Below are 22,869 nucleotides of genomic sequence, written 5' to 3'. Positions count from 1 at the left end.
TTTTGATGGTTCATACGGCAACAACTTTCTCGACAACAACAGTTCAAAGTAAGGTGGCGATCGCCTATCGGGTAGCCATGCCCCAGCCCCAAACCCACCTGTTTGAGGTGACGATCGCGGTCAGTCAATGGGAAGCGGCCAAATTGGATCTAAAAATGCCCGTGTGGACCCCCGGTTCCTATATGGTGCGAGAATATTCGCGTCATCTCCAGGATTTTCGGGCCACAACTCCGACAGGGACTGAGTTACCTTGGCGCAAGGTGAGTAAAAACCACTGGCAAATTGAGACGGAGAACATCGCCGACATTCAAGTGCATTACCGGGTCTATGCCAATGACCTGAGCGTGCGCACAAACCACCTGGACGAAACCCACGGCTATTTCAACGGTGCCGCTCTCTTCTGTTTTATTCCCGGTTACCAAGACCAAGCCTGCACTTTAGCTGTGGAACCGCCCCACATCGCCTGGGAAGTGAATACTACCCTGCCCCTGATCGAAGACCAGGACAATTGTTTTTGGGTGGAGAATTTCGATGTGTTGGTGGATAGCCCCGTCGAAGTCGGGATCCACGAAAGCCATGAGTTTCTCTGTGAAGGGAAACCCCACCGTTGGGTCGTTTGGGGTGAAGGGAATTTTGATGCGGAAAAGGCGATCGCCGACACGAAAAAAATCATCCAAACCGAAGCCAAGATTTTCGGCGGGGAACTGCCCTACGACGAATATATGTTTCTGCTGCACCTGTCTGGCAGTGGTTATGGCGGCCTCGAACATAAGGAAAGCTGCTCGTTAAATTATCCCCGCTTCGGCTTTAAAAAACCGGACCAGTACAATCGCTTCATGCAGTTGGTGGCCCACGAATTTTTCCATTTGTGGAATGTGAAACGAATCCGCCCCAAGGAACTAGAAACCTTCGACTACGAGACGGAAAACTACACCCCTTCCCTCTGGTTCGCCGAGGGGGTGACCAGTTATTACGATCTGCTTATTCCTTTGTGGGCCGGGATCTATGACAAAGCCTTTTTCCTCGAAAGCCTCGGCAAAGACCTGAGCCGCTATCTGCTGACCCCTGGGCGTCTGGTGCAGCCCCTGGCCGAGTCGAGCTTTGATGCCTGGATTAAACTCTACCGCCGCGAAGCCTACAGCAACAATAACCAGATGTCCTATTATCTCAAAGGCGCTCTGGTTGCCCTCCTGTTAGATCTCAAGATTCGCGATCGCCACCAAAACCAAAAATCCCTCCATGATGTGTTGCGGATCCTATGGGAAAAATTTGGCAAGCCAGAAGTGGGTTTCACCGCCACCCAGGTGGAACAAATTATTAGTTATGTGGCCGGAGAGGATTTGACAGCCTTTTTCCAAACCTATCTCCACACCACCGCCGAATTGCCCCTCGAAGCTGCCCTTGCCGACTTCGGCCTACAGCTGAAGCCAATCTTTGAACCGCAAGAATTACCCTACCTGGGGATTACTGTTGCTGATCAAAATAATCGCACCGTGATCCAAAGCGTTAATTACGATTCCCCCGCCCACCGCGCCGGCATTGATCCAGAAGATGAACTTTTGGCGATCGCCAACTATCGCACCACCGCCGAGCAACTGAATGGCCGCCTTCAGAACTACCAAGCAGGTGATACAATTTCGATCACGATTTTTCACCAAGACCAACTAAAAACCCTTGCCGTTACCCTTGCCGCCCCCCAACCGAGCAGTTATCAAGTTGTGAAGAATCCCCAGGCCACTGCCGAGCAGTTGCAGAATCTCGAGGGCTGGCTGAATCCCTAAGATTCAGGTGCGGTAAAATCGGTATTCTTGCCCCACCATTGTTTTAGCTTGTAATTTTCCCGAACCTTACCGTTTGCCCCAACCCATGCACAATTTTCTCCCCACCGCCTACTTCCAAGGAAAATTCGTTCCCTTCACCGACGCCAATATTTCCATCGCCACCCATGCCCTCCACTATGGCACAGGTGCATTTGGGGGACTCCGGGGCATTCCTGATCCAAACAATTCTGAGCAAATTCTCCTGTTTCGCCTAGAGCGCCACTGCCGTCGCCTGAGCAATAGCGCCAAATTCCTCCATTTCGATCTCCCCGCCGACAAAATCGAGCATGTAATCGTTGATTTCGTCAAAAAAAATCGCCCGACGAAATCCTTCTACATCCGTCCCTTTGTCTACACCTCTGACCTCGGCATTGCTCCCCGACTCCACAATATTGAAAAGGACTTTTTTGTCTATGGCCTCGAGTTAGGAGATTACCTTTCTCCTGAAGGAATCGCCTGCCGCATTAGTTCCTGGACACGCCAAGAAGACCGCAGTTTCCCGCTCCGGGGCAAAATTAGCGGTGCTTACATTGCCTCTGCCCTGGCGAAAACTGAAGCTGTCGCCTCTGGATTTGATGAAGCGCTGTTGATGAATTCCCAGGGGAAAGTCTGTGAGGCGTCTGGCATGAATGTCTTTATCGTCCGGAACGGCAAACTGATTACCCCAGGCTCTGACCAAGATATCCTCGAAGGCATTACCCGCGATAGTATTGTCACCGTGGCGAAACACCTAGGCATCGAAGTTGTTGAACGACCCATCGATAAGTCGGAATTGCTGATCGCCGATGAGGTCTTTTTAAGCGGTACAGCGGCAAAAGTCACGCCCGTTAAACGGGTTGAAAACTATACTTTACCCACGGAACGGCCCATCACCGAAAAGCTGCGGGAAAAACTAACGGCCATTACTGAAAACCGTGATTCTGACTTTAGTGACTGGGTTTATAAAATTTCTCTTAATTAAGCACTCATTTTTTGTACGGGATTCCCCTTGTTAGGATCAACAAGCATGACTTACGGGGGAACTTAACCATGGAAATTGTTCGCTTACCAGCCTTTCGTGATAACTACGTTTTTCTCTTGGTTGATCGATCAATAGGAGACTGTGTCGTTGTTGATCCAGGTGATAGTAACGTGGTGCTGGATTATCTAAACAGGGAAAATTTAACTCTCAAGGCGATCTTGATTACCCACCATCATTTTGACCATGTGGGCGGCAATCGTCAGTTATTAGAACATTTTCCTACGGCACCTGTGTATGGCAGCGCTGTAGATTCAGAAAAAGGACGGATCCCAGGGCAAACGGTGAGTCTTAGGGTAGGCGATCGCCTAAACATTTGCGATCGTACAGCGGAGATCTTATTTGTCCCAGGCCATACCCAGGGCCACATCGCCTACTATTTCCCGCCGATTCAGCCCGCAGAAAATGGTGACTTGTTTTGTGGCGATACGCTCTTTGCCAATGGCTGTGGCCGCCTACGGGAGGGCACCCCGGTGCAACTTTTTGCCTCATTGCAGCAGATTTGCCGGTTGCCAGATGAAACCCGAATTTGGTGCGCCCATGAATACACCCTCAAAAATATTCAGTTTTCTCTAACGGTGAATCCAGAAAATGAGGCACTGCAAGCCCGGTTGCGGCGAGTGCAGACCCAACGGCAGCAGCAGGAACCGACGATTCCGACAGTTTTGGGTTTAGAAAAGCAGACCAATCCGTTTTTGCGTTGTGGCGATCACCTGCTGCAAGCAAATCTAAAAACGACTGATCCCCTGCACACCTTTACGAAATTACGGGGCAAGCGCGACCTTTTTTGAGGTTCCAGGCCAGATTTTTCCCTTTGATTAAAAAATCAAACCATCTCCCAGGGGAACGATTGCGGATCTGCTAAAACCGTTTACAGTGAAGATCTGTCTTCTAAAATAGGGCTAAATCGATCATTTTTTCTCCCATTCCCGAAAAAAGCAGACCCCATGACGCGGGATCAGGATTGGCGTATCAGCCACGACATTTCTCCTAAGTTCTCTTTGTCACAATCATCCCCAAGCCCCTGTGGTTTCTTGCATTCACTTTTTTAATAAACCTTTTATTTACTGTTTCGGTAACTGCCATAATGCCTACTCTCCTCACCCAAGACCAGGTCAACCAAATTGTCTCTAATCACCACGACAACCCCCACGCGGTCCTTGGCTGTCACCCAGGCAACGACGATCCCAATCCGACAATTTGGTCAATCCGTGCCTATCTTCCCTCCGCAAGCCAAGCCTGGGTGATTGATACCGCTTCCCAAACAGAACACCCCATGGTCCCGGTGCACCACCCCCACTTTTTTGAATGCACCCTCCATAGTGACACCACACCAAAATATCAACTCAAACTCCAGGAAGGCGATCGCCAAATCACGATCAACGATCCCTACGCCTTTGCCGAAGCGCCCCACATCAGTGACCTCGATTTACACCTCTTTGGTGAAGGAAACCACCACCGCATTTACAACAAACTAGGGGCACACCTCGTCGAAGTCGATGGCGTTAAAGGTGTATATTTTGCCGTCTGGGCCCCTAATGCCCGCAATGTCTCCGTACTAGGTGATTTCAACAGTTGGGATGGCCGCAAACACCAAATGCGCCGCTTAAATGTGGGCATCTGGGGGATCTTCATCCCTGACCTCGGCCCTGGCACCAAATACAAGTATGAAATCAAAAATCAACACGGCCATATCTACGAAAAATCCGACCCCTACGGCTTTTTCCGGGAAGTGCGTCCCGACACTGCCTCCATCGTCACCGACCTCGACCAATATCAATGGCAAGACCACGCCTGGCTAGAGCAACGGGCTAAACAAGATCCCCTCAAAAATCCCGTTTCCATTTATGAGCTGCACCTCGGTTCCTGGCTCCACGGTTCCGCCGCTGAAAAAATGAAACTGCTTTCCGGCGAAGTGGATCCTATTCCCGTCAATGACCATAAAACCGGCGCGCGTTATCTCAGTTATTACGAACTGGTCGATAAACTCATCCCTTACATCAAGGAAATGGGCTACACCCACATTGAGCTTTTACCCATCGCCGAACACCCCTTCGATGGTTCTTGGGGCTACCAAGTCACGGGCTACTATTCCCCCACTTCCCGCTTTGGGAATCCCGAAGATTTGATGTATTTCATTGACCAGTGCCATGCCAATGGTATCGGTGTACTTGTGGATTGGGTGCCTGGCCACTTCCCCAAAGATGCCCATGGTTTAGCCTATTTCGACGGTACTCATCTTTATGAACATGCCGACCCCCGCAAAGGAGAACACAAGGGTTGGGGAACTTTAATCTTTAACTACAACCGCAACGAAGTTCGTAATTTCCTCATCGCCAATGCCCTTTTCTGGTTCGATAAATATCACATTGACGGGATTCGCGTAGATGCGGTGGCATCGATGCTCTACCTCAACTACGACCGTGAAGAGGGGGAATGGTTACCCAATGACTACGGTGGCAATGAACACCTCGAAGCGGTTGAATTTCTCCGGCAGACCAATAACTTAATCTTTAAATACTATCCAGGGATTATTTCCGTGGCGGAAGAATCTACGGCTTGGCCGATGGTTTCTCGTCCCACCTACTTGGGGGGATTAGGATTTAACCTCAAGTGGAATATGGGCTGGATGCATGACAACCTCAAGTATTTCAAGATGGATCCCTGGTTCCGGCAGCATCACCAAAACAGCATCACCTTCAGTATGTGGTACCACAACAATGAAAACTATATGCTGGCTCTTTCCCACGATGAGGTGGTCCACGGGAAAAGTTCGATCATCGGTAAAATGCCTGGGGATCCATGGCAAAAGTTTGCGAATGTCCGGGCACTGTTTTCCTATATGTTTGCCCACCCTGGCAAAAAGACCATGTTCATGAGTATGGAGTTTGGCCAGTGGAATGAGTGGAATGAGTGGGATGACCTGGACTGGGATTTGCTACAACATGAACCTCACCAAAAATTACGGGGCTTTTTTACCACGCTCAACGGCTTATATAAACAAGAGCCAGCCCTTTATGAGCGAGATTTTGAGGAAGAGGGTTTCCAGTGGATTGATTGCTCTGACAACCAAAACAGCGTGCTTTCTTTTATTCGACGGGCCAAGGATCCCAATGATTTTCTAGTTGTGGTGTGTAATTTCACGCCCCAACCCCACAGCCACTACCGCGTTGGGATGCCAGAAGCAGGCCACTACCAAGAGATCTTTAACAGTGATGCAGAGGTTTTTGGCGGGAGTAATTTATTGAACTTTAGCGGCGTTTGGACGGAAGACTGGAGTTTTCACAATCTGCCCTATTCTGTCGATCTATGCCTGCCGCCCCTTGGTGTGGTGATCTTGAAGATTGACCGGGAAAAAACGGCGGTAATGTTAGCAAAGAAGCAAGCCGATAAAGCCCAGGCCGTATCTTCCTAAGGTTGCTGGAAATCCAAGGCAGTGACAGGGTGTTCTAGAAGAAAGTGCCCCTTCAGTGACTGCTGGGGGGGATATTTTCAGGCATCACATCAGGGTTTAACGGCTCGGTGTTACCTGTTTTTCGCCAAACCTGTAGCATCAAGAAGAAACAACTGAGGAAATAGCCAGAGGTGAGGAGGGTGTTTAAAAACAGCAGCCGAAAGTTACCCACGTCTGCTAAATGTTCGCCGCCCCAGCCTAAACTCAGGTACAGCACGAGCCAACTGAACATTAAAGTGACCCCCTGGCGGGCAACCCGTTGTTCGCGGCGATCGCCTGAGCGTCGATAGAGTTGCCAGAGGGCGGGGCCAGCACCTAAAACAGGCACAAGATAGAGGTAAAGGCGTAGTTTGCGGAGGGGATTTTCTCCCAGGCGATCGCCAGAGTCTGCCACTGATGTTTTACTCCTTGGGGAGGTTTGATTCTATCTTAGGGGTGGCGATCGCCATTGGGCATAATTGCCCCCTGAAAATTGGCCTGACCCAAAGAAACTTCTTCAAAATTAGCACCAGTTAAATTTGCATTTTGGAAATTTGTGCCCCGCAGCTGACAGCCCCGTAAATTCGCTTTGGTCAGATTAGCCCCGGTAAAATCACTGAAACTTAGATCCGCCCCCCGTAACTTTGCCCCCTGCAAATTCGACCCTAGCAATTTTGCATGGGTCAAATTACTCCAGCGCAGATCAGTATGACGGAGTGTTGCGCCGGTGAAATTGGCCCGCATGAGATAGCTGTGGTGGAGGTGCGCCCTAGTTAAATTTGTCCCGATCAGTTGCGCTTTGTACAATTGCCCTCGGGCTAACTCCGCCTCAAACAGATTCGCCTGACTTAAATCCGTCTCATTGAGACTCACCTCATTCAAATCAGTTTCGCTCAGATTGGCGCGACGCAGTTGGGTTTCAGTTAGATTTGCCCCCACTAAACTGCTACAGCGGAGATTGGCCCCAATCAAATTCGTGCGGAAAAAGTTGACATTTTCAAGGGAACAATAACGCAGATCAGCTCCAATTAAGCAGGCAAAACTCAAATCTGCCCCCACAAAATAGCTATGGCTGAAATGGCCGTTACTACCGTGGAGATACTGGAGATTCGCCTCTCCTAAGTGCATCTCTTCCCCGAAGGCACCACTGAGATTGGCCTTGGTTAGGTCAGCAGCGATCAGCCGACTGTTGCTTAACTGACTCTGGGACAAATCACAATGGCTCAGATCAATGCCCCGCAGATTCAATCCCTGCAGATCTGCTTGGCGTAAATCGAGGGCGATCGCCGTCTGGGTTTGTCGCCATCGATGCCAAGCGAGAGTGCCTTGTTGGAGAACGGAAAGTGCAGGGGATACCATGGGTTACTTGCCGACTATTCTTGATGTTGTTGGATACGGGGCCGGCCAGGGGCATTGGCCAAAGCTGCTAACGCCGCTTGGGAACCGGCAATAATATCTCGCTCTTCTCCGCCGAGATAAACCCGCCCAAAACTCCCCACCGCCGTCACTTGGAGAATATTAATCTGGGCATATTTTTCCGCTTCATTGGCGGCGAGGGCAGCATAGGCAGCGGGTTGCACTTCAAGTACATAGAGCGTCTGACCTGCCAAGAGCATTTGTCCCCGGCGGTTGCGGTTAATCAACTGGGCTTGGTGGGCGTCAATATTGCGGATGATCTGGCTAGAAACGACTTCTGGCTTTAGACAATCTCTGGCGGTGACGCCGAGGGCATCGAGAATCGCTTGGCCCGCAGCTTTGGTTTCCCCTTGGCGGGGAGAGTGAATTTCGAGGAGGCCATACAAACGCTCAACGAACTGTACCCCTGGGCGCACAGAAGTAGACTTTAGGGCGACATCGGTAATGCGATTAATCTCAATCCCTGGGGATACTTCGATCCAGAGGGACGAATCTCCTGGTAGAGGCAAAAATCCGAGGGCGACCGTTCCGATATAGGATGCGTGTTGCGGTTGCAAGCTATCGAGGTACACATAGCTGCGCAGTTCAATGCCCAAGATTTTCTCCCTGTGTTGTCTGGGTTTCCTGGGTTAAAAGTGTACCCCACTTCTGGGCAATGCTGGGATGTCTTAGGGGAGTTTTTCGTGCAGAATTAGGCAGCTAACACCAGGCTTTTGTCATTGTGAAAAAGGCGTTCAAAGGCATTTGCCATAAAAGGCGATCGCTCAAATTCTGCCGCTTGGATCGGGCGACTAAAAACAAATCCTTGAATCTCATCGCAGTTAAACTGTTTGAGAAATTCGAGTTCTTCTTGGCTTTCTACGCCCTCGGCGATTACTTTGAGGTTGAGCTTGTGGGCCATGGTGATAATCGCCTTAATGATGACCCCATTGACGGGATTGCTGTGAATTTTGTTGATGAAGGAGCGGTCAATTTTTACGGTGTCAAAGCAAGCATGTTGTAAATAACTGAGGCCAGAGTACCCGGTACCAAAGTCATCGAGGGAAATTTGGACGCCCAGGGTCTTTAAGGCTTTGAGGCGACGAATCGAGGCATCCCCATGGCCAACAAGGGTGCTTTCTGTAAGTTCTAGCTCGATATCCTGGGGCTTGAGTTGATGTTCGATCAAGATTTGGCTGAGACGCTGGTGTAAATCTAATTGGGTAAATTGCCGGGCTGAAAGGTTGACCGACAGGGTGAAGTCTTGGAGGCCTGCCATTTTCCATTGCCGCAGTTGTTGGCAGGCTTTTTGTAAAACAAATTCACCGATGGGAATAATCAACCCTGTTTCTTCCGCTAGGGGAATGAATTGTCGAGGGGAAATGAGGCCATGGGTCGGGTGAAACCAACGCAATAGGGCTTCAGCCCCCGTAAGCTGCCCGGTCTGGATATTAATTTTGGGTTGATAGACGACTTCGAGTTGCCCTTGGGCGATCGCCTTACGCAGTTCTGTTTCTAAGGAAGTGAAGTTTGATAGGCCGACATTAAAAGCCATGGAATAAAACATCGATAAATTCCCTCCCTGCTTATTGACCCGGAGCATTGCTGTGTGGGCATTTTTAAGGAGCGCTTCGAAGTCGAAACCATCCCGCACATACACAGAGATGCCAATACTGACGCTAACAAAGGTTTCTTGGCCATGGGTGACAGAAAAAGTCCGGGAAAAAGCCTGGAGAATTTCTTGGGCGATGTCGGCGATCGCCTTTTTGTTGGGGAGAGGCTTGAGGATGATACAGAATTCAAAACCATTGAGATGAAATAATTTTCCGTAGCGACTAACCAGCTTATTTAAACGTCTTGTCGCCTGGGCAAAAAGAAGATTTGCCGCTTTGTGGCCAAGGTTTTCATTCATCCGCTGAAATCGATCAAAAACAAGACAAAACACGCCGATCTGAGATTCAGATTCATACTCCTGACTGATAGCTTGAAAAAAGCTTTTGGGGTCAGATTGGCCGGTCACATGGGGGCGAGGAGGCTGTGTTTTTGTCATCTTTTTAATCCGTTTATTCGTTGGGCCAGTTGTCTGAAAATAGTTTTTTTTGTGTCAAGACAGAGGGTCTCAATGGTGATTTACGGAGGAGTTTGATGTGAATATGCCCATTTAGCCACTCCTTTTCGGGAAAGACGGTATTTAAAGTGACAATATTTTGATCGGAATGCACAAATAGGATTGAAACAATCCCCCCATTAGAATAAGTCTTTTTTGAGTCAGTGGGTTTATTCTAATGAGCCAATATTAAAAATTACCTAAGAATAGTTCAACTTATTTTCAATCAATTTTTGGGTTAGTCTTTTCACGGCTGCAAGTCATTAATAAAGCAGGTAAATTTGCATTTGCGAGATAAATAGCCCTCGAAAAACACTAATCACATTATCGCTTGACATTGATGAACAGCATTAAAATCTCAAAAGCAAAAAGTAAGTATCTCAAACACTAGGCTTTCTGTATGAATTCTTTGAATTTTGATTGTATTATTATGTAGCGATATAAGAAAATATCTGGGCGATCGCCTGGCTCACTGCAGCATAAATTAGAGATTTTCGAGGGCCTGCCAGCGGGGAACGCGGCCAACCAAGAGAAAAACAATGGTACAAATCAAAGAAGAGGCCGGATATGAGCGCTTGGTCATCACAAAAATAAAACTCAAATAGAGGGCGATCGCCCCGCACAACAGACCAAAACCAAGCAATCCCAACAACCCTGCCCGGAGCAAACAAGCAAAAATGCCCACCCGCATGAGCAGATCCCAAAGGGTACTGGCACACCAGATGCGATCTTTACCGGCGATCAGTAGCGTTCCTGAGCGAGAAAGCATCAAAAGGTTGCCCGCCACAAAGAGCCCTTGGGTTGTCAAAGACAGAGCTGCCAGGTGCTCAGGATGTACCAGACAATTTGTGAACTGAGCCAGGGAATTAAACATAAACAAAAGATTCGCTGTCCAACCAGCGAGCCCCCGCCAACCCCGTCGGAGCCAGCTTTTCAACCAAGCCGCTTGGGTGATCACTCCCCGACGCCAGTGGTTTTGCTGTTGAAAAAAATTAGGAACAGCTGCTGTTTGTCGTTGCCCCAATCGCGCGGCCAATCCACCCAATAGGAGCACTACCCCAATGCCCCCAGGCCATTCTGGTAAATTTGGCCAAAATGCTTCATGGAGTTGCATCACCACCAAAGCAGGTAAGAGGGCAATGCCCAGCCATTGCAAAACCTGACGCCAGTGGGGCCAAAATTGTTCTTGCCAGCCTGGGCGATCGCCCAGGAAAAAATACAGATAGTTTAGTACCATGCCCACGCCGAGCAAGAGGGCGGCCGGAAAGAAGAGCCAACCCGGAATCAACATCACCTGGAACAGTTGAAACAAGACGACGGCGGCGGTGACAATGCCCACGGCTTGCACCGTCGCTCCCCAAAATTCCCGTTGACTTGCCAGAAAATTCATCAGCAGAAGATTGCCTAGCATCCCCGCCCCATAACCGCCAATGGGAATCACGGCTAGGGTTGCGATCGCCGCTGGATCACCGGTGGCGATGACAGCGGCATTACGACTGACCTGGGGGAGTTGCAGTGGTAAAAAAGCGAGAATCGACAAACTCACAAGAAATTGATTCCAGCGGTCCCAGCTGGTGAGTTGCTTAAAAAACATGGTGTGAATTTAGGCTATCTGCAGGAACAGCCTAACAAATCCCAGGCGATCGCCTGCCGTGCATCCTCCCCGAGAAACCAGGATTTCATCATGGCCCAACAAACTTCTGCAATTGGGCTTCGATCGCCCCCGCCCAACCCGCAGCACCAGGCTCAGGGGCAATGAACCAACCTTTTTTGAGGCTATGGGGCAGTAGTTTGGGGTTCACCCCTTGGGGCCCCGGGACGACGATCGCCACATCTACCGCATCCAGTAGGGAAAGATCATTGGGGCTATCCCCCAGGCCGATGGTTTTGACTGGTCCTTGGTCTGGGTGGGCCTTTTGCCAAGCCTGACGAACAAGATTTACCGCACGGCCTTTCCCAGCACCCGCGCCGAGGAGATGACAAAAACGATTCCCCACTAGGATTTGTAAGCCCGCTTCTGCCGCCAGGGTTTCGAGAATTTTTAGATCTGCTTGGGGCCGCAGAAAGGGTTCGCTAAATTGGCGATCGCCCGCCTGTTTCAGTTTAGAGATGGGTAATTGCGTTAAAGCCCGCAATTCCGGTAGGCCCAAGTCCCCAAAGCCCCTTAAAGGTTCTCCCAGCTGTGTGGCCAAATCCTGGAGATTTTGCCGCGCCTGGTCATAGGTGATGCCCAGGGTAATCATTGTGAAGCCCTGATTAACGGCGATGTTTAAATCTAACCCCGAAAAATCAAACCGCTGATCACCCGGTTCTAAGAAAATACCGCTGCCATTTTCCACAATAAACGGATCTTGTAACCCAAGCTCGCGCCGCAAATTTATCACTTCGGCCTTAGTCTTGCTGGTAGTGGGGATGATGGGGATGTCCAACTTTTTAAGGGCTTGAACCGTCGGTACCGCCGCATCATAGCGATAATCATCGTGGTTTAAAAACGTGCCGTCCAGGTCAGTGAAGCAGAGGAACATTGGTAATCCAGGCAGTTTGATAGGGAGCAAGGGTAATCTCGATCGCCCCTTCTTCTAGCACCACCTTACCCAAGAGATCTTGCCATTGGTCAGTACAAATGAGATTCAAACTGGAAACGGGGATGGTGCTCGGGCGATCGCCTAGGTTAAACAAACAAAAAATACTCTGGCGGCGATCGCGACTTTGACGCCAAAAGCCAAAGATTGCTGGACTCTGAAAATCAAGGGTGTATTGGGTTGCATTGGGGTGGAAGGCTGACTGGAGTCGACGAATTTGGATCAACTTCGTTAATTCCCGGAGTACCCAAGCCTGGTCAGAATCTGGGTCTGCTAATTTCCCTTCCAGCTGGTCATAGTCCCACTGGTGGCGGTTGATGCTGCGGTTGTGTTGGGTCGCTTCTACCCTGGCGTGATCATTGGGGGTTGCGAGCAAACTATGAATATAAAAAGCCGGCACTCCTTCAAGGGCCATCATAATCGCCTGGGAACACAGAAACCGTTGCCTTTGCCATTGGTCAGGGCCGGCGATCGTCCCCTGGAGAGCATCAAACAGCGAAATATTGAGCTCATAGGGTTTTTCGGTGCCATCGGGTAAGCTGCGGTAACTGACCTTCGCCCCAAAATTTTCCATGGTGTCGATCAGTTGCTCGAATTCGCTGCCTTCTAATAATCCCTCCGCTGGACGCAGGCCGATGCCATCATGGGAAGCCGTGAAATTAAAATAGGCACACCCATCCTGGGCTGGGGGCATACTTTTCATCCAGGTTTTCAGATGACGAGACTCGCCCCGAATCAACGCATTAAGCAACAAAGGTGGCAGGCTGAAGTTGTAGATCATGTGGGCTTCATTGCCCTTGCCGAAATAACTGAGATTTTCCCGGTTTGGCACGTTAGTTTCGGTGATCAACACGGTGCGTGGGTAAGTTAAGGCGAGAATTTCCCGGATGAGTTGAATGACTAGGTGGGTTTCCCGGAGGTGAATGCAGGCAGTTTGTGATTTTTTCCAGAGGAAACCCACTGCATCGAGACGAATGAAACGGACACCATGCTGACAATAGCCCAAAAGAATATCGATAAATTCAAACAGCACATCGGGGTTGGCAAAGTTGACATCTATTTGGTCGCGGCTGAAGGTCGTCCACACATAATGATCGCCTTTTGTGGTCGTGAATTTACTCAGGAGAGGACTACTACGAGGTCGTACCACCAGTTGGAGATCGGTGTCGGGGGGCACGGTAATGAAATAGTCACAACCGGGTTTTTCTTGGGCGAGGAATTGCTGGAACCATTCAGATTCGCTTGAAACATGGTTAATGACAAGATCGGCCATGACTTCAAAGTTTTGGGCGATCGCTTCAATATCCTCCCAAGTCCCCAGGTGTGGGTTCACTTGACGGTAATCAATCACCGCAAAACCATCATCGGAGCTGTAGGGAAAAAATGGCAAAAGATGCACTCCACTGATTACTCCCTGGAGTCGCTCTTGCAAAAATAAAAGAAGAGTTTGGAGCGGTTTGAGGGGATTTTGCCCCTTTTCCTGACGCAAACTATCGCCGTAGGTAATCATCAGAATTGTTGCTTGATCCCACAGGGGGAGTTGCTCCAACGTCTGTGCCAAATGGGTTTCGAGCACCTTTTCGAGACGCCCAACCAAAGCGGCAGGATGATGGTCAGGGTACAAGGTCACGAAAAAATCATTAAGGCGATCGCCAAGCCCGGCAATTTGGGTAATCGTCATAAAAAAACACCACAAACACTTTTTTTAAGTTCACAGATCGGGGATGACTTCCCCGCTCAACAATGCCCCAGAAGAGAGGGATCTATCCCACTACAGATTGAGCAGACTCCTTTGCAGAAACCTTACGAATCTATTTCCCAGGTATTTGCTTCAGAATGGAAAAACGACTGATTCACCTTTTAGGAAAGCCATTGAAGTTATCGTGATTCCAAATAAACCTCAGCCTATCAATAAATTCAGCTGACATTGTCATGATTTTTACGTCGTTTTAGATACGGCCAACTAAAAAAAATCAGGTTAACTTAAACGTAAATTCTAATATCTTCTCTTTGTTTAGGTGACTAGTAATGGACTTTTGCCAAGAATTCATCACCACTATCCATGATCTCAATGCCGATCTGGATTACCTCGAAAAACGCCTGATGAATCTTCGTGAAACTTGCCCCATGGCGTTACTGATTCCCTCCCTCTACGAAGAACTGCAACGGCCAGCTCTCACTGCGATCAAAGAACAGCTCAAAGGCTGCGCCTATCTCCAGGAAATCAACATCTGCCTCTATGCTGAAACCCTCGCGCAATATCACCATGCCGTTGCTTTTTTTGGTGAGCTTCCCCAGAAGGTAAATGTCATTTGGAGTAATGGTGCCCGGATTCGGAGCATCCTCGAAAAGCTCGCCCAGCAAAATCTCAATTTGCTCGATTATCAGGGTAAGGGTTGGGCTGTCTGGTTGGGCTTGGGGCTCTCTTCGCTCAAGGCGCGGGCGATCGCCCTCCACGATGCCGACATTGTTACCTTTGAGCGCTCCCTAGTGGCAAAGCTTTTTTATCCCATTGCAGAGCCTGAATTTGGCATTGCCTACAACAAAGCCTATTACACCCGCCTGGGCCTCGAAAATCGTGCGATGAATGGGCGGGTAGTGCGGTTATTCGTTGCCCCGCTGTTGGCCACTCTCGAAGATGTCCTCGGTCGCAATGCCTACCTTCATTACCTCAAATCCTACCGTTATCCCCTGGCAGGGGAATTTGCCATGACCGCTGATCTCGCCCTCAATCTGCGGGTTCCCTGTGATTGGGGCATTGAGGTGGGGCTGTTGGCCGAAGTGTACCGTAATGTGGCCCCGAAGCGCGTCGCCCAAGTAGATCTAGGCTTTTTCGACCACAAACATAAAGAAGTGGGTAATAATCCCCAAGAGGGACTCCAGAAAATGTGCACAGAGATTTTGTCCTCAATCCTGCGTACCCTCACAGAAACAGAATCGGTGGTGTTTTCAGAAGGGCACCAGATTGCCCTCCAGGTGAAGTTTCGTCGTTTGGCCCAGGATATGATCCGGCAATATTTTGTGGATGCGACCTGTAACGGAATTCCCTACGATCGCCACCGCGAAGAAATGACCGTCGAGAGTTTTGAAAAAGTGATCCCCCTGGCCTTTGACCGCTATATCCATGAACCAGCGGTGTATCGCATTCCGGATTGGACAAGGGCTTTGGCTGTCGTGCCAGATCTGAGGGAACAGTTGATGGCGGCGGTGGCAGCGGATATGGCAGAGGCACAACGAGAAGTCGTTATGCAACACCCTGAATTACCATCCCTAGAAGTGGTGTAAAAGAACGGGCGATCGCCTGTTTTCTTGATTTTGAAAGTCACGGCGCGCGGGGAATGATGCCGATGGCCGCCACAATCGATACAATCTTTAAACACAGTTGTTGCCCCACTTCCCCATGTTGCGTGAATTTTTGCCGTTTACCTTCAGTCTTGAAGCCAGCACAATCGCCGGCGCTTGCCTCTGGGCCTTTGCCCTGTACATCGGCGTTGCCCCCCTGCGAGAAACAATTTTGAATGGTTTAGAACAGTGGATGAACTGGGCAGAGCGATCGCTTTATTTTTCCGAAGAAGAATATGAAAAAGATAAAGAGATCCGCGAATCAAAAAGCGCTTTTTCTGCCTCTCTCTTGAGCATTGTGCCCTTTCTCATTTTTGGGGCAGGTTGCAACTTCGGGGTGGAATGGGGCCTAGGCCACAGTTGGGCAATTAGTCTAGGAGTAATGGCCTGTGCAGGCTGCGGGGTCTATGAACTAGGTCGTTTAGACGGGGCACAGAGCAATGAAGAAGAATAATGCATTTAACCTAATTCGTCTTAAGCAGTTCTGGGCTTTCTTGGTGGCGATCGCCCTGACGATCACGCTACCTGCTGTCCTTACTGCCTGTAATCCCCAATCAACAAGTGCCTTGGGCGTTGATGATAACCAAATTGTAATCAGCGTCCTCAGTGACCCAAAAACCTTCAATCCGGCCCTGTCCGCCGAATCTCCCAGTATTTTTGGCCTCACCTATGAAGGTTTAGTCTCGGAAAATCCGGTCACCGGGGAAACGGAACCGCGCCTGGCTGAATCCTGGGAATTTTCCGACGACCAATTAAGCATTACCTTTACCCTCCGGGAAAATCTTAAATGGTCTGATGGGGCGCCCCTCACCGCTGATGATGTGGTGTTTAGCTATAACCAGGTCTACCTCAACGATAAAATTCCCACCAATTCCCGCGATGGCCTCCGGGTGGGCATCGAAGGCACATTGCCCACTGTCGAGAAATTAGGCGATCGCCAAGTGAAATTCACCATCACCGAGCCCTTTGCCCCATTTCTCAACAACACTGGTCTGAGTATTTTGCCAGAACATGTCCTCCAAGACCGCATTGACCAGACCGATAGCGAAGGCAATCCCCTTTTCCTCGGGACTTGGGGCGTGAGTACTCCCCCCAGGGAATTAGTTTCCAATGGCCCCTATCTCCTGAAAAACTATGCCGTGGGCCAGCGGCTGATTTTTGAACCCAATCCCTATTATTGGAGAGCGCCCCAGCCCTACATTGAGCAAGTGGTCTGGCAAATCGTTCCCAACACTGACACCACTTTGCTGCAATTCCGCTCTGGGGATTTAGATGTCACTGGGGTTAGTCCTGAATATTTTTCCCTCCTCAAGCGGGAGGAAGAACGGGGCCAATTTAGCATTTACAACGGCGGCCCAGATTATGGCACCACATTTATTTCTTTCAATCTCAATACAGGTCAGCGGGATGGTCGCCCCCTGGTAGACCCGATCAAATCGAAGTGGTTTAACAACGTAAAATTTCGTCAGGCCGTCGCCCAGGCGATCGATCGCCAACGGATGGTCAACAACATTTATCGGGGCTTGGGGGAAGTACAACATTCACCGATTTCGGTGCAGTCTCCTTTCTATAACGACCAAGTGAGAGTCTATGATTACGACCTAGATGAAGCCAGACGTCTGTTAGCTGAAGCGGGTTTTTCTTACAATACCGAAGGGCGGCTGGTGGATGAAGAAAATAACCCAGTGCGCTTTTCGTTCATCACCAATGCCGGGAATAAAATCCGGGAAGCGATGGCTACCCAAATCGAACAGGATCTCGAAGCCCTGGGGATGCAGATAGATTACAGCCCGATCAGTTTCAATATCCTCGTAGATAAGCTCAGTAATTCCCTCGATTGGGACTGCTTCTTGCTGGGTTTGACCGGGGGTAACGAACCCAATGGTGGTGCGAATGTCTGGTTCCCCGAAGGAAATTTGCATATGTTTAACCAAACAGCTCGGGCGGGCTCTACCCCCCTCACGGATCGGGTGGTTAATGATTGGGAACAGGAGATTGCGGACCTCTACATCCAAGCTGCCCAGGAACTGGATTTTGACCGCCGTAAAGCCCTCTATGATCGCACCCAGGATCTGGCGGCGGAACATTTGCCTTTCATCTATCTGGTGAATAATTATTCCCTGGCGGCGGTTCGTAACAAGATCGAGGGCGTCGAGCATTCGGCCCTGGGGGGCGCCCTCTGGAACATTGAAGATTTGACCATTTCTGCTGAATTTAAGGAGTAACACCCAATGACAACCCTCACCATGCAACAGGTTACGGACGCACTTAAAGGGGCGATCGCCGCCCATAAAGCCGCCGTCGACTACCTCGAAATCCGCGTCCAACAGAGTGAATCCACTAGCCTCGCCTTCCGGGGCGCCCAGTTTGATGGCAGTAACCGCAGTTTTGCCCTCGCTGGGGGGATCCGGGCCTGCCACCAGGGGGGCTGGAGTTTTGTCACCTTTAACGGCCTGGAAGAATTAGGCGATCGCGTCGCCGATGCCGTTTCCCAAGCGAAATTAGTGGGGAAAGAATCCACCCAATTAGCTCCCAGCGGGGCGATTGAAGACTATGTACCCGTCGAGATCAAAACTGACCCCCGCACCATTTCCCTCAAGGAAAAGCGGGATCTACTGGCAAAATACAATCAGATTTTGCTGGACTATGACCCCCGGATCCAGACGACCATGGCTAGTATCAGTGATAGTTTTGTCACCACCTATTTTGTTAACTCCAACGGCAGTTGCATTATCCAAGAGCGCCTCGATGTGAATGGTCGATTCGGGGCGATCGCCCGGGGTGAAAACGGGGTCGTGCGCCAGGGGTTTGAATCCCTCAATTCCCGCTGTGACTTTGATGTGTTGCTCGGCATCGAAGACCGGGTCAAAGGAGCTGCCGAACGGGCAATCCGTCAACTGGAAGCCAAACCCGTCAAAGGAGGCCAATACACCGTCGTGCTGGATCCCTACCTGGCTGGGGTGTTTATCCACGAAGCCTTTGGCCACCTCTCGGAGGCAGATTTTGTCTACGAAAACCCGAAGATGCAAGAGCTGCTGACCATCGGCAAACCCCTAGGCATTTCCCAACTAAACGTGATCGATGATGCCACCCTGCCCGATCTGCCCGGCACGATGAAATACGACGATGAAGGGGTTCCGGGTCAGCGTAAATATCTGATCAAAGACGGCGTGCTCACCCAGCGACTCCACTCCCGAGAAACGGCGGGCAAAATGCAGGAAGCTCCCACTGGTAATGCCCGCGCTCTACAAGCTTCTTATCCGCCCCTGGTGCGGATGACTAATACGGCGATCGAACCCGGTGACACTCCTTTTGAAGCCATGATCCAAGACATCAAGGAAGGGGTTTACGCAGTGCGGATGATCGGTGGCCAGACCAATGGGGAAATGTTCACCTTTGCGGCAGCGGAAGGTTACATGATTCGCGATGGCAAAATTGCTGAACCTGTAAGCGATGTCACCTTGTCCGGGAATGTCTTCCAAACGTTGAAAGATATTGAGGCGATCGGTGATGACACCCTCTACACCAATGGCGGCTGCGGTAAAGGAGGCCAAGGTGGTTTACCGGTGAGTGTGGGTGGCCCGCACCTCCGCATCAAAAATGTCGTTGTCGGTGGCCGCTAGGTCAAATAGGGTCACCATGGCTTGGCTATTTGACTATCTAGTGACAGGTGCTCAAATAGCCAAGCATTCGCCCGATGACAAAACAGTGCAGAACTCAGGAATTCAGATTTAGTCTGGTGGGTTAAACTGCCAGCCGGCGATCGCCAAACAGATCCAACCCACTATAAAAGCCGCTCCACCAAGAGGAGTGATCACCCCCAGAATTTTCACCCCACTTAAACTCAAGGCATAGAGGCTACCAGAAAAAAGCACAATGCCGATAACAAAGGCAATCCCCGCCCCATTGAGCCAACTCTGGGGCAATGACCCCTGGACAGAAAAGAAACCCACTAACAGCAGGGCGATCGCCTGGTACATCTGATATTTTGCGGCAGTTTCCCAAATGGCGATCGCTTGGGGGTCGAGACTGTTCCTGAGGCCGTGGCTCCCAAAGGCGCCAGCCGCGACAGCTAAACCAGCCAGGAGGGGCGCAATAACCAGAAAAAAACGAGTCATCATGATTGATTTGTCTCGGACATTAATCAGAATAGTTCTTAAATAGGATAGTCTTTTATATAGGATTTGTTAGCAGATAGTCCCAGAGCTTAATTAGAAGTGTTAAGATCCTTAAAAGGCCCTTAATCTATGCCTGTTGCCTGAAAATAAGCTAAAGAAAAGCTTAAAAGTTTTCATCTATACCCACTTTGCCGTAGGTAGACCTTGATTTATTCTCGGTCAATTCGCAAAAATAGCCCCCATAAACGACCTATTCTTCTGTTTCCCGAAGCCATGCCCCAAGCCCACACCGCCACTAATATTCGTAACACCATGAAACAAGAAGGGTTGCGCATCACACCCCAGCGGTTTGCGGTGTATGCTAACCTACTTGGCCGGGCAGACCATCCCACGGTGGAACAGATTCTCGAAGATGTGAATGCAGATTTACCGATCGCCTCGAAAGCCAGCATTTATAGCGCCCTAACTGTATTACGAGAAGTTAACCTAGTACGCGAAGTGCTCCTTGATGAGGGAGTGACCCGTTATGACGCGAACGTTAACCCCCACCACCATTTTGTTTGCCGGGGCTGTGGCGCCATCCAAGACCTCCCTTGGCAAGCCTTTAGCTGCTTTGATTTGAGTCAATTTTCTGCTGAGGTGACGGCGGAAAGTTATGAAGTCACGGTCAAGGGCCTATGTGCTGGCTGTCGCGCTTAGTCTGAAAATATGCTTTGGTTAACTTTTCCAAGTCATTCAACAATTTTTAGACAATAATTTACGCATAAAAGCTGGTATTGAGTGATTGCGCCCAAGGGATTTATCAATGCTTGGGCTTGGCGATCGCCAAATCGGGTATTTTGGAATCTAGACTGGAATTGTTAAGGAAGGATTTTTTTGCGTGAAACTTTTTGTGTATCACACGCCTGAGGCGACCCCACCAGATCAGCTTCCCGATTGCGCTGTGGTCATCGACGTGCTCCGGGCAACGACGACCATTGCCACGGCTCTCCACGCTGGAGCAGAAGCAGTACAAGCCTTTTCTGATCTTGAGGCCCTGTTTCGTTTCAGCGAAACCTGGAGTCAGACCCCCTATCTCCGGGCAGGGGAGCGGGGCGGCAAACAAGTAGAAGGCTGTGACCTGGGAAATTCTCCCCTCAACTGCACCCCAGAGGTCGTTGCAGGTAAACGTCTCTTCTTAACGACCACCAATGGTACACGGGCCTTAAAGCGAGTTGAAAAAGCGCCGATTGTGATCACCGCTGCCCAGGTAAATCGTCAGAGTGTGGTCGATTTTTTAAAAAAAGAGCAGCCTGAAACTGTGTGGTTTGTTGGCTCCGGTTGGCAAGGAGACTATTCCCTCGAAGATACGGTCTGTGCCGGGGCGATCGCCAAAGCTCTTTGGGATGGCAGTAGCACCCAATTGGGGAACGATGAGGTGCTCGGGGCGATCGCCCTCCACCAGCAGTGGCACCAAGATCTATTCAGTCTCTTCAAATTAGCGAGCCACGGCCAGCGGCTTTTGGGGTTAGATAACGAAATCGATATCCATTATTGTGCCGAGAGCGATCGCCTTGCAGTCCTACCGATCCAAACCGAACCCGGTGTGCTCAAAGCCTACCAGGGATAAAAATCAAAATCGTTATTTATGGCATAAAAAAGGGGTTCTGAAGGAACCCCTTTTTTACTGTAAACGTTAACTTAAGCAAAATTACTTATAAAGCTCAGTCGACAGACGGAAAGCCAAGACTCCGGGGATGAGGGCAATGGCGAGGGCGACGAGCACTTGGGTATCAGAAATTCCCATAACAGTTGAAAACTCCAAATATAAACTGAGATTTATCCCTTAATTTGCGATATTGTCTCCGCTTTCCCCAAGGTTTTGTAACAAGACGCAACATATTGATGTTTTCCGGAGCCTGTAAAGACAATCACCCCCTTGAGATTGCTCCCTGTGGCGATCCATTGCAGTTTCTGTCGTTGTCTCTACAGTTTGTTTACAATGAGCTAATGGTGATCCGTTACCGCCGTAGCTGAATGATGGGCGGTCTTTTTTGTCTTGGCTTGTTTTTGAAAAGTTTACCGTGTGAATGTCTTCCATGTTTGAGCAAATCCTTCATCCCCAGTTGCATCTCAGTTTAGAGACCTCCCTTGTTCTTATAATTCTAGTGGCCTTAGAAGCAGTGCTTTCGGCGGACAATGCCATTGCCCTGGCGGCGATCGCCCAAGGCCTAGCCAACCCAGAACAACAGCGCAGAGCGCTTAACATTGGTTTAATCGCCGCCTATATTCTCAGAATTACACTCATTTTTACTGCAACTTGGATCATTCACTTCTGGCAAGTGGAGCTCCTGGGGGCACTCTATCTCCTATGGTTAGTGTTTCGCTATTTCACCTCTGGTGAAGATGATAAAAATCATCACCATAGCTTAGAGTTCAAATCTCTCTGGCAAGCGATTCCGATGATTGCGGTGACAGATCTCGCCTTTTCCCTCGATAGCGTCACAACGGCAATCGCCGTCGCCGATGACATTTGGCTCATTGTCATTGGGGGAACAATCGGCGTGATTACTCTCCGGTTTTTGGCCGGACTTTTTATCCGCTGGCTTGATGAGTTTACAAATCTTGAAGATGCTGGCTTCGTCACGGTGGGCTTTGTGGGCGTCCGTTTACTGCTGAAGGCAGTCTACCCCAGCTTCGTGATGCCTGAGTGGCTCATGATTACGGCGATCGCCGCTATGTTTATCTGGGGCTTTTCTAAGCGCAATCCTGATTATATTCCCCAGAAAGAATCCCCTTCCCCCTAAAGCTTCTCCGTTCTCGCTTAGACTTACCGTAGGGCACTGCGGTAAGTTTTTAGTTTTTATCAACTTTACATTTATTAAAAAAAACTTAATAAAACTCTAATTTTTTGGTAAGATAAATTCATAAATAAAATTTAAACAACAGCCACTTTCCTGACGTTGTGGGGCCTACGCCCTATTTCAGCTGAGCCACAAGCTCCTATCATTTCCTTAACTGGACAACTCATCTTTCCCTAGACCCTGATTTGACTGAAGTTTAGGGAAAAACTTT

The 22,869-nt window shown here is 49.7% G+C and carries 20 protein-coding genes; 11 read left to right on the top strand and 9 right to left on the bottom strand.

Features of this window, described 5'->3' with window-relative positions:
• Positions 1–5: 5 nt before the first annotated feature.
• From ACZ45B_RS09655 to glgB, 4 genes are all read left to right on the top strand, one after another.
• Positions 6–1,781 carry a M61 family metallopeptidase gene (locus ACZ45B_RS09655; protein WP_024546695.1) on the top strand — a complete coding sequence of 592 codons (1,776 nt, stop codon included), beginning with the start codon at positions 6–8 and terminating at the stop codon, positions 1,779–1,781.
• Positions 1,782–1,866: 85 nt separating this feature from the next.
• Positions 1,867–2,781 (top strand): branched-chain amino acid transaminase, encoded by a 915-nt coding sequence (locus ACZ45B_RS09650; RefSeq protein ID WP_024546696.1) that lies wholly within the window; start codon positions 1,867–1,869, stop codon positions 2,779–2,781.
• 68 nt (positions 2,782–2,849) lie between these two features.
• A complete protein-coding gene (gloB, locus tag ACZ45B_RS09645; RefSeq protein ID WP_024546697.1) occupies positions 2,850–3,629 on the top strand; it encodes a hydroxyacylglutathione hydrolase in 780 nt (259 codons plus the stop codon).
• 296 nt (positions 3,630–3,925) lie between these two features.
• Positions 3,926–6,253, top strand: a complete 2,328-nt coding sequence (glgB, locus tag ACZ45B_RS09640) for a 1,4-alpha-glucan branching enzyme (protein ID WP_024546698.1) — start codon at positions 3,926–3,928, stop codon at positions 6,251–6,253.
• A 52-nt stretch (positions 6,254–6,305) separates the two neighbouring features.
• Here glgB and ACZ45B_RS09635 read toward each other — a convergent pair whose 3' ends face one another.
• From ACZ45B_RS09635 to ACZ45B_RS09605, 7 genes are all read right to left on the bottom strand, one after another.
• Positions 6,306–6,686, bottom strand: a complete 381-nt coding sequence (locus tag ACZ45B_RS09635; protein WP_024546699.1) for a hypothetical protein — start codon at positions 6,684–6,686, stop codon at positions 6,306–6,308.
• 35 nt (positions 6,687–6,721) lie between these two features.
• Positions 6,722–7,630: a pentapeptide repeat-containing protein gene (locus ACZ45B_RS09630; protein ID WP_024546700.1), complete on the bottom strand. Its 909-nt coding sequence runs from the start codon at positions 7,628–7,630 to the stop codon at positions 6,722–6,724.
• A gap of 14 nt (positions 7,631–7,644) precedes the next feature.
• Positions 7,645–8,283: a hypothetical protein gene (locus ACZ45B_RS09625; RefSeq protein WP_024546701.1), complete on the bottom strand. Its 639-nt coding sequence runs from the start codon at positions 8,281–8,283 to the stop codon at positions 7,645–7,647.
• Between the two features lie 95 nt (positions 8,284–8,378).
• Positions 8,379–9,716, bottom strand: coding sequence for a putative bifunctional diguanylate cyclase/phosphodiesterase (locus ACZ45B_RS09620; RefSeq protein ID WP_024546702.1), 1,338 nt, complete (start codon positions 9,714–9,716; stop codon positions 8,379–8,381).
• Positions 9,717–10,257: 541 nt separating this feature from the next.
• Positions 10,258–11,367, bottom strand: a complete 1,110-nt coding sequence (locus ACZ45B_RS09615; RefSeq protein WP_024546703.1) for a hypothetical protein — start codon at positions 11,365–11,367, stop codon at positions 10,258–10,260.
• Positions 11,368–11,455: 88 nt separating this feature from the next.
• Positions 11,456–12,328, bottom strand: a complete 873-nt coding sequence (locus ACZ45B_RS09610; protein WP_236612502.1) for an HAD-IIB family hydrolase — start codon at positions 12,326–12,328, stop codon at positions 11,456–11,458.
• Positions 12,279–14,036, bottom strand: coding sequence for a sugar phosphorylase (locus ACZ45B_RS09605; protein ID WP_024546705.1), 1,758 nt, complete (start codon positions 14,034–14,036; stop codon positions 12,279–12,281). The genes ACZ45B_RS09610 and ACZ45B_RS09605 overlap by 50 nt, the downstream gene beginning before the upstream one ends.
• A 347-nt stretch (positions 14,037–14,383) precedes the next feature.
• Here ACZ45B_RS09605 and ACZ45B_RS09600 point away from each other — a divergent pair, with 347 nt between their 5' ends.
• The 4 genes from ACZ45B_RS09600 to ACZ45B_RS09585 all read left to right on the top strand — a co-directional run bounded on the left by ACZ45B_RS09600 (position 14,384) and on the right by ACZ45B_RS09585 (position 19,320).
• A complete protein-coding gene (locus ACZ45B_RS09600; protein WP_024546706.1) occupies positions 14,384–15,640 on the top strand; it encodes a glycosyltransferase family protein in 1,257 nt (418 codons plus the stop codon).
• 115 nt (positions 15,641–15,755) lie between these two features.
• Positions 15,756–16,151 (top strand): hypothetical protein, encoded by a 396-nt coding sequence (locus ACZ45B_RS09595; protein WP_024546707.1) that lies wholly within the window; start codon positions 15,756–15,758, stop codon positions 16,149–16,151.
• On the top strand, positions 16,138–17,922 hold the full coding sequence (locus ACZ45B_RS09590; RefSeq protein WP_029681957.1) for an ABC transporter substrate-binding protein: 1,785 nt from the start codon (positions 16,138–16,140) through the stop codon (positions 17,920–17,922). Before ACZ45B_RS09595 ends, ACZ45B_RS09590 begins: the two co-directional genes overlap by 14 nt.
• 6 nt (positions 17,923–17,928) lie before the next feature.
• Positions 17,929–19,320, top strand: a complete 1,392-nt coding sequence (locus ACZ45B_RS09585) for a TldD/PmbA family protein (RefSeq protein ID WP_024546709.1) — start codon at positions 17,929–17,931, stop codon at positions 19,318–19,320.
• A gap of 108 nt (positions 19,321–19,428) precedes the next feature.
• On the opposite strand, the gene ACZ45B_RS09580 is transcribed toward ACZ45B_RS09585, so the two are convergent.
• Positions 19,429–19,815: a DUF423 domain-containing protein gene (locus tag ACZ45B_RS09580; protein WP_024546710.1), complete on the bottom strand. Its 387-nt coding sequence runs from the start codon at positions 19,813–19,815 to the stop codon at positions 19,429–19,431.
• Positions 19,816–20,088: 273 nt separating this feature from the next.
• Here ACZ45B_RS09580 and ACZ45B_RS09575 point away from each other — a divergent pair, with 273 nt between their 5' ends.
• Positions 20,089–20,514, top strand: a complete 426-nt coding sequence (locus ACZ45B_RS09575; protein WP_024546711.1) for a Fur family transcriptional regulator — start codon at positions 20,089–20,091, stop codon at positions 20,512–20,514.
• Between the two features lie 181 nt (positions 20,515–20,695).
• Entirely contained in the window at positions 20,696–21,424 is a 729-nt protein-coding gene (locus ACZ45B_RS09570) for a 2-phosphosulfolactate phosphatase family protein (protein ID WP_024546712.1), read from the top strand.
• An 81-nt stretch (positions 21,425–21,505) separates the two neighbouring features.
• Here ACZ45B_RS09570 and psaM read toward each other — a convergent pair whose 3' ends face one another.
• Positions 21,506–21,601, bottom strand: a complete 96-nt coding sequence (gene psaM / locus ACZ45B_RS09565; protein WP_012307445.1) for a photosystem I reaction center subunit XII — start codon at positions 21,599–21,601, stop codon at positions 21,506–21,508.
• 292 nt (positions 21,602–21,893) lie between these two features.
• On the opposite strand from psaM, the gene ACZ45B_RS09560 reads away from it, so the two are divergent.
• The gene (locus tag ACZ45B_RS09560; protein ID WP_024546713.1) at positions 21,894–22,601 is read left to right on the top strand and encodes a TerC family protein; all 708 of its coding nucleotides are present in this window, start codon (positions 21,894–21,896) and stop codon (positions 22,599–22,601) included.
• Positions 22,602–22,869: the final 268 nt, after the last annotated feature.

It is taken from the genome of Picosynechococcus sp. NKBG15041c (assembly GCF_055380235.1).
The sequence above is the reverse complement of the archived record's forward strand: the minus strand, read 5'-3'. Positions and strand labels throughout refer to the sequence as shown.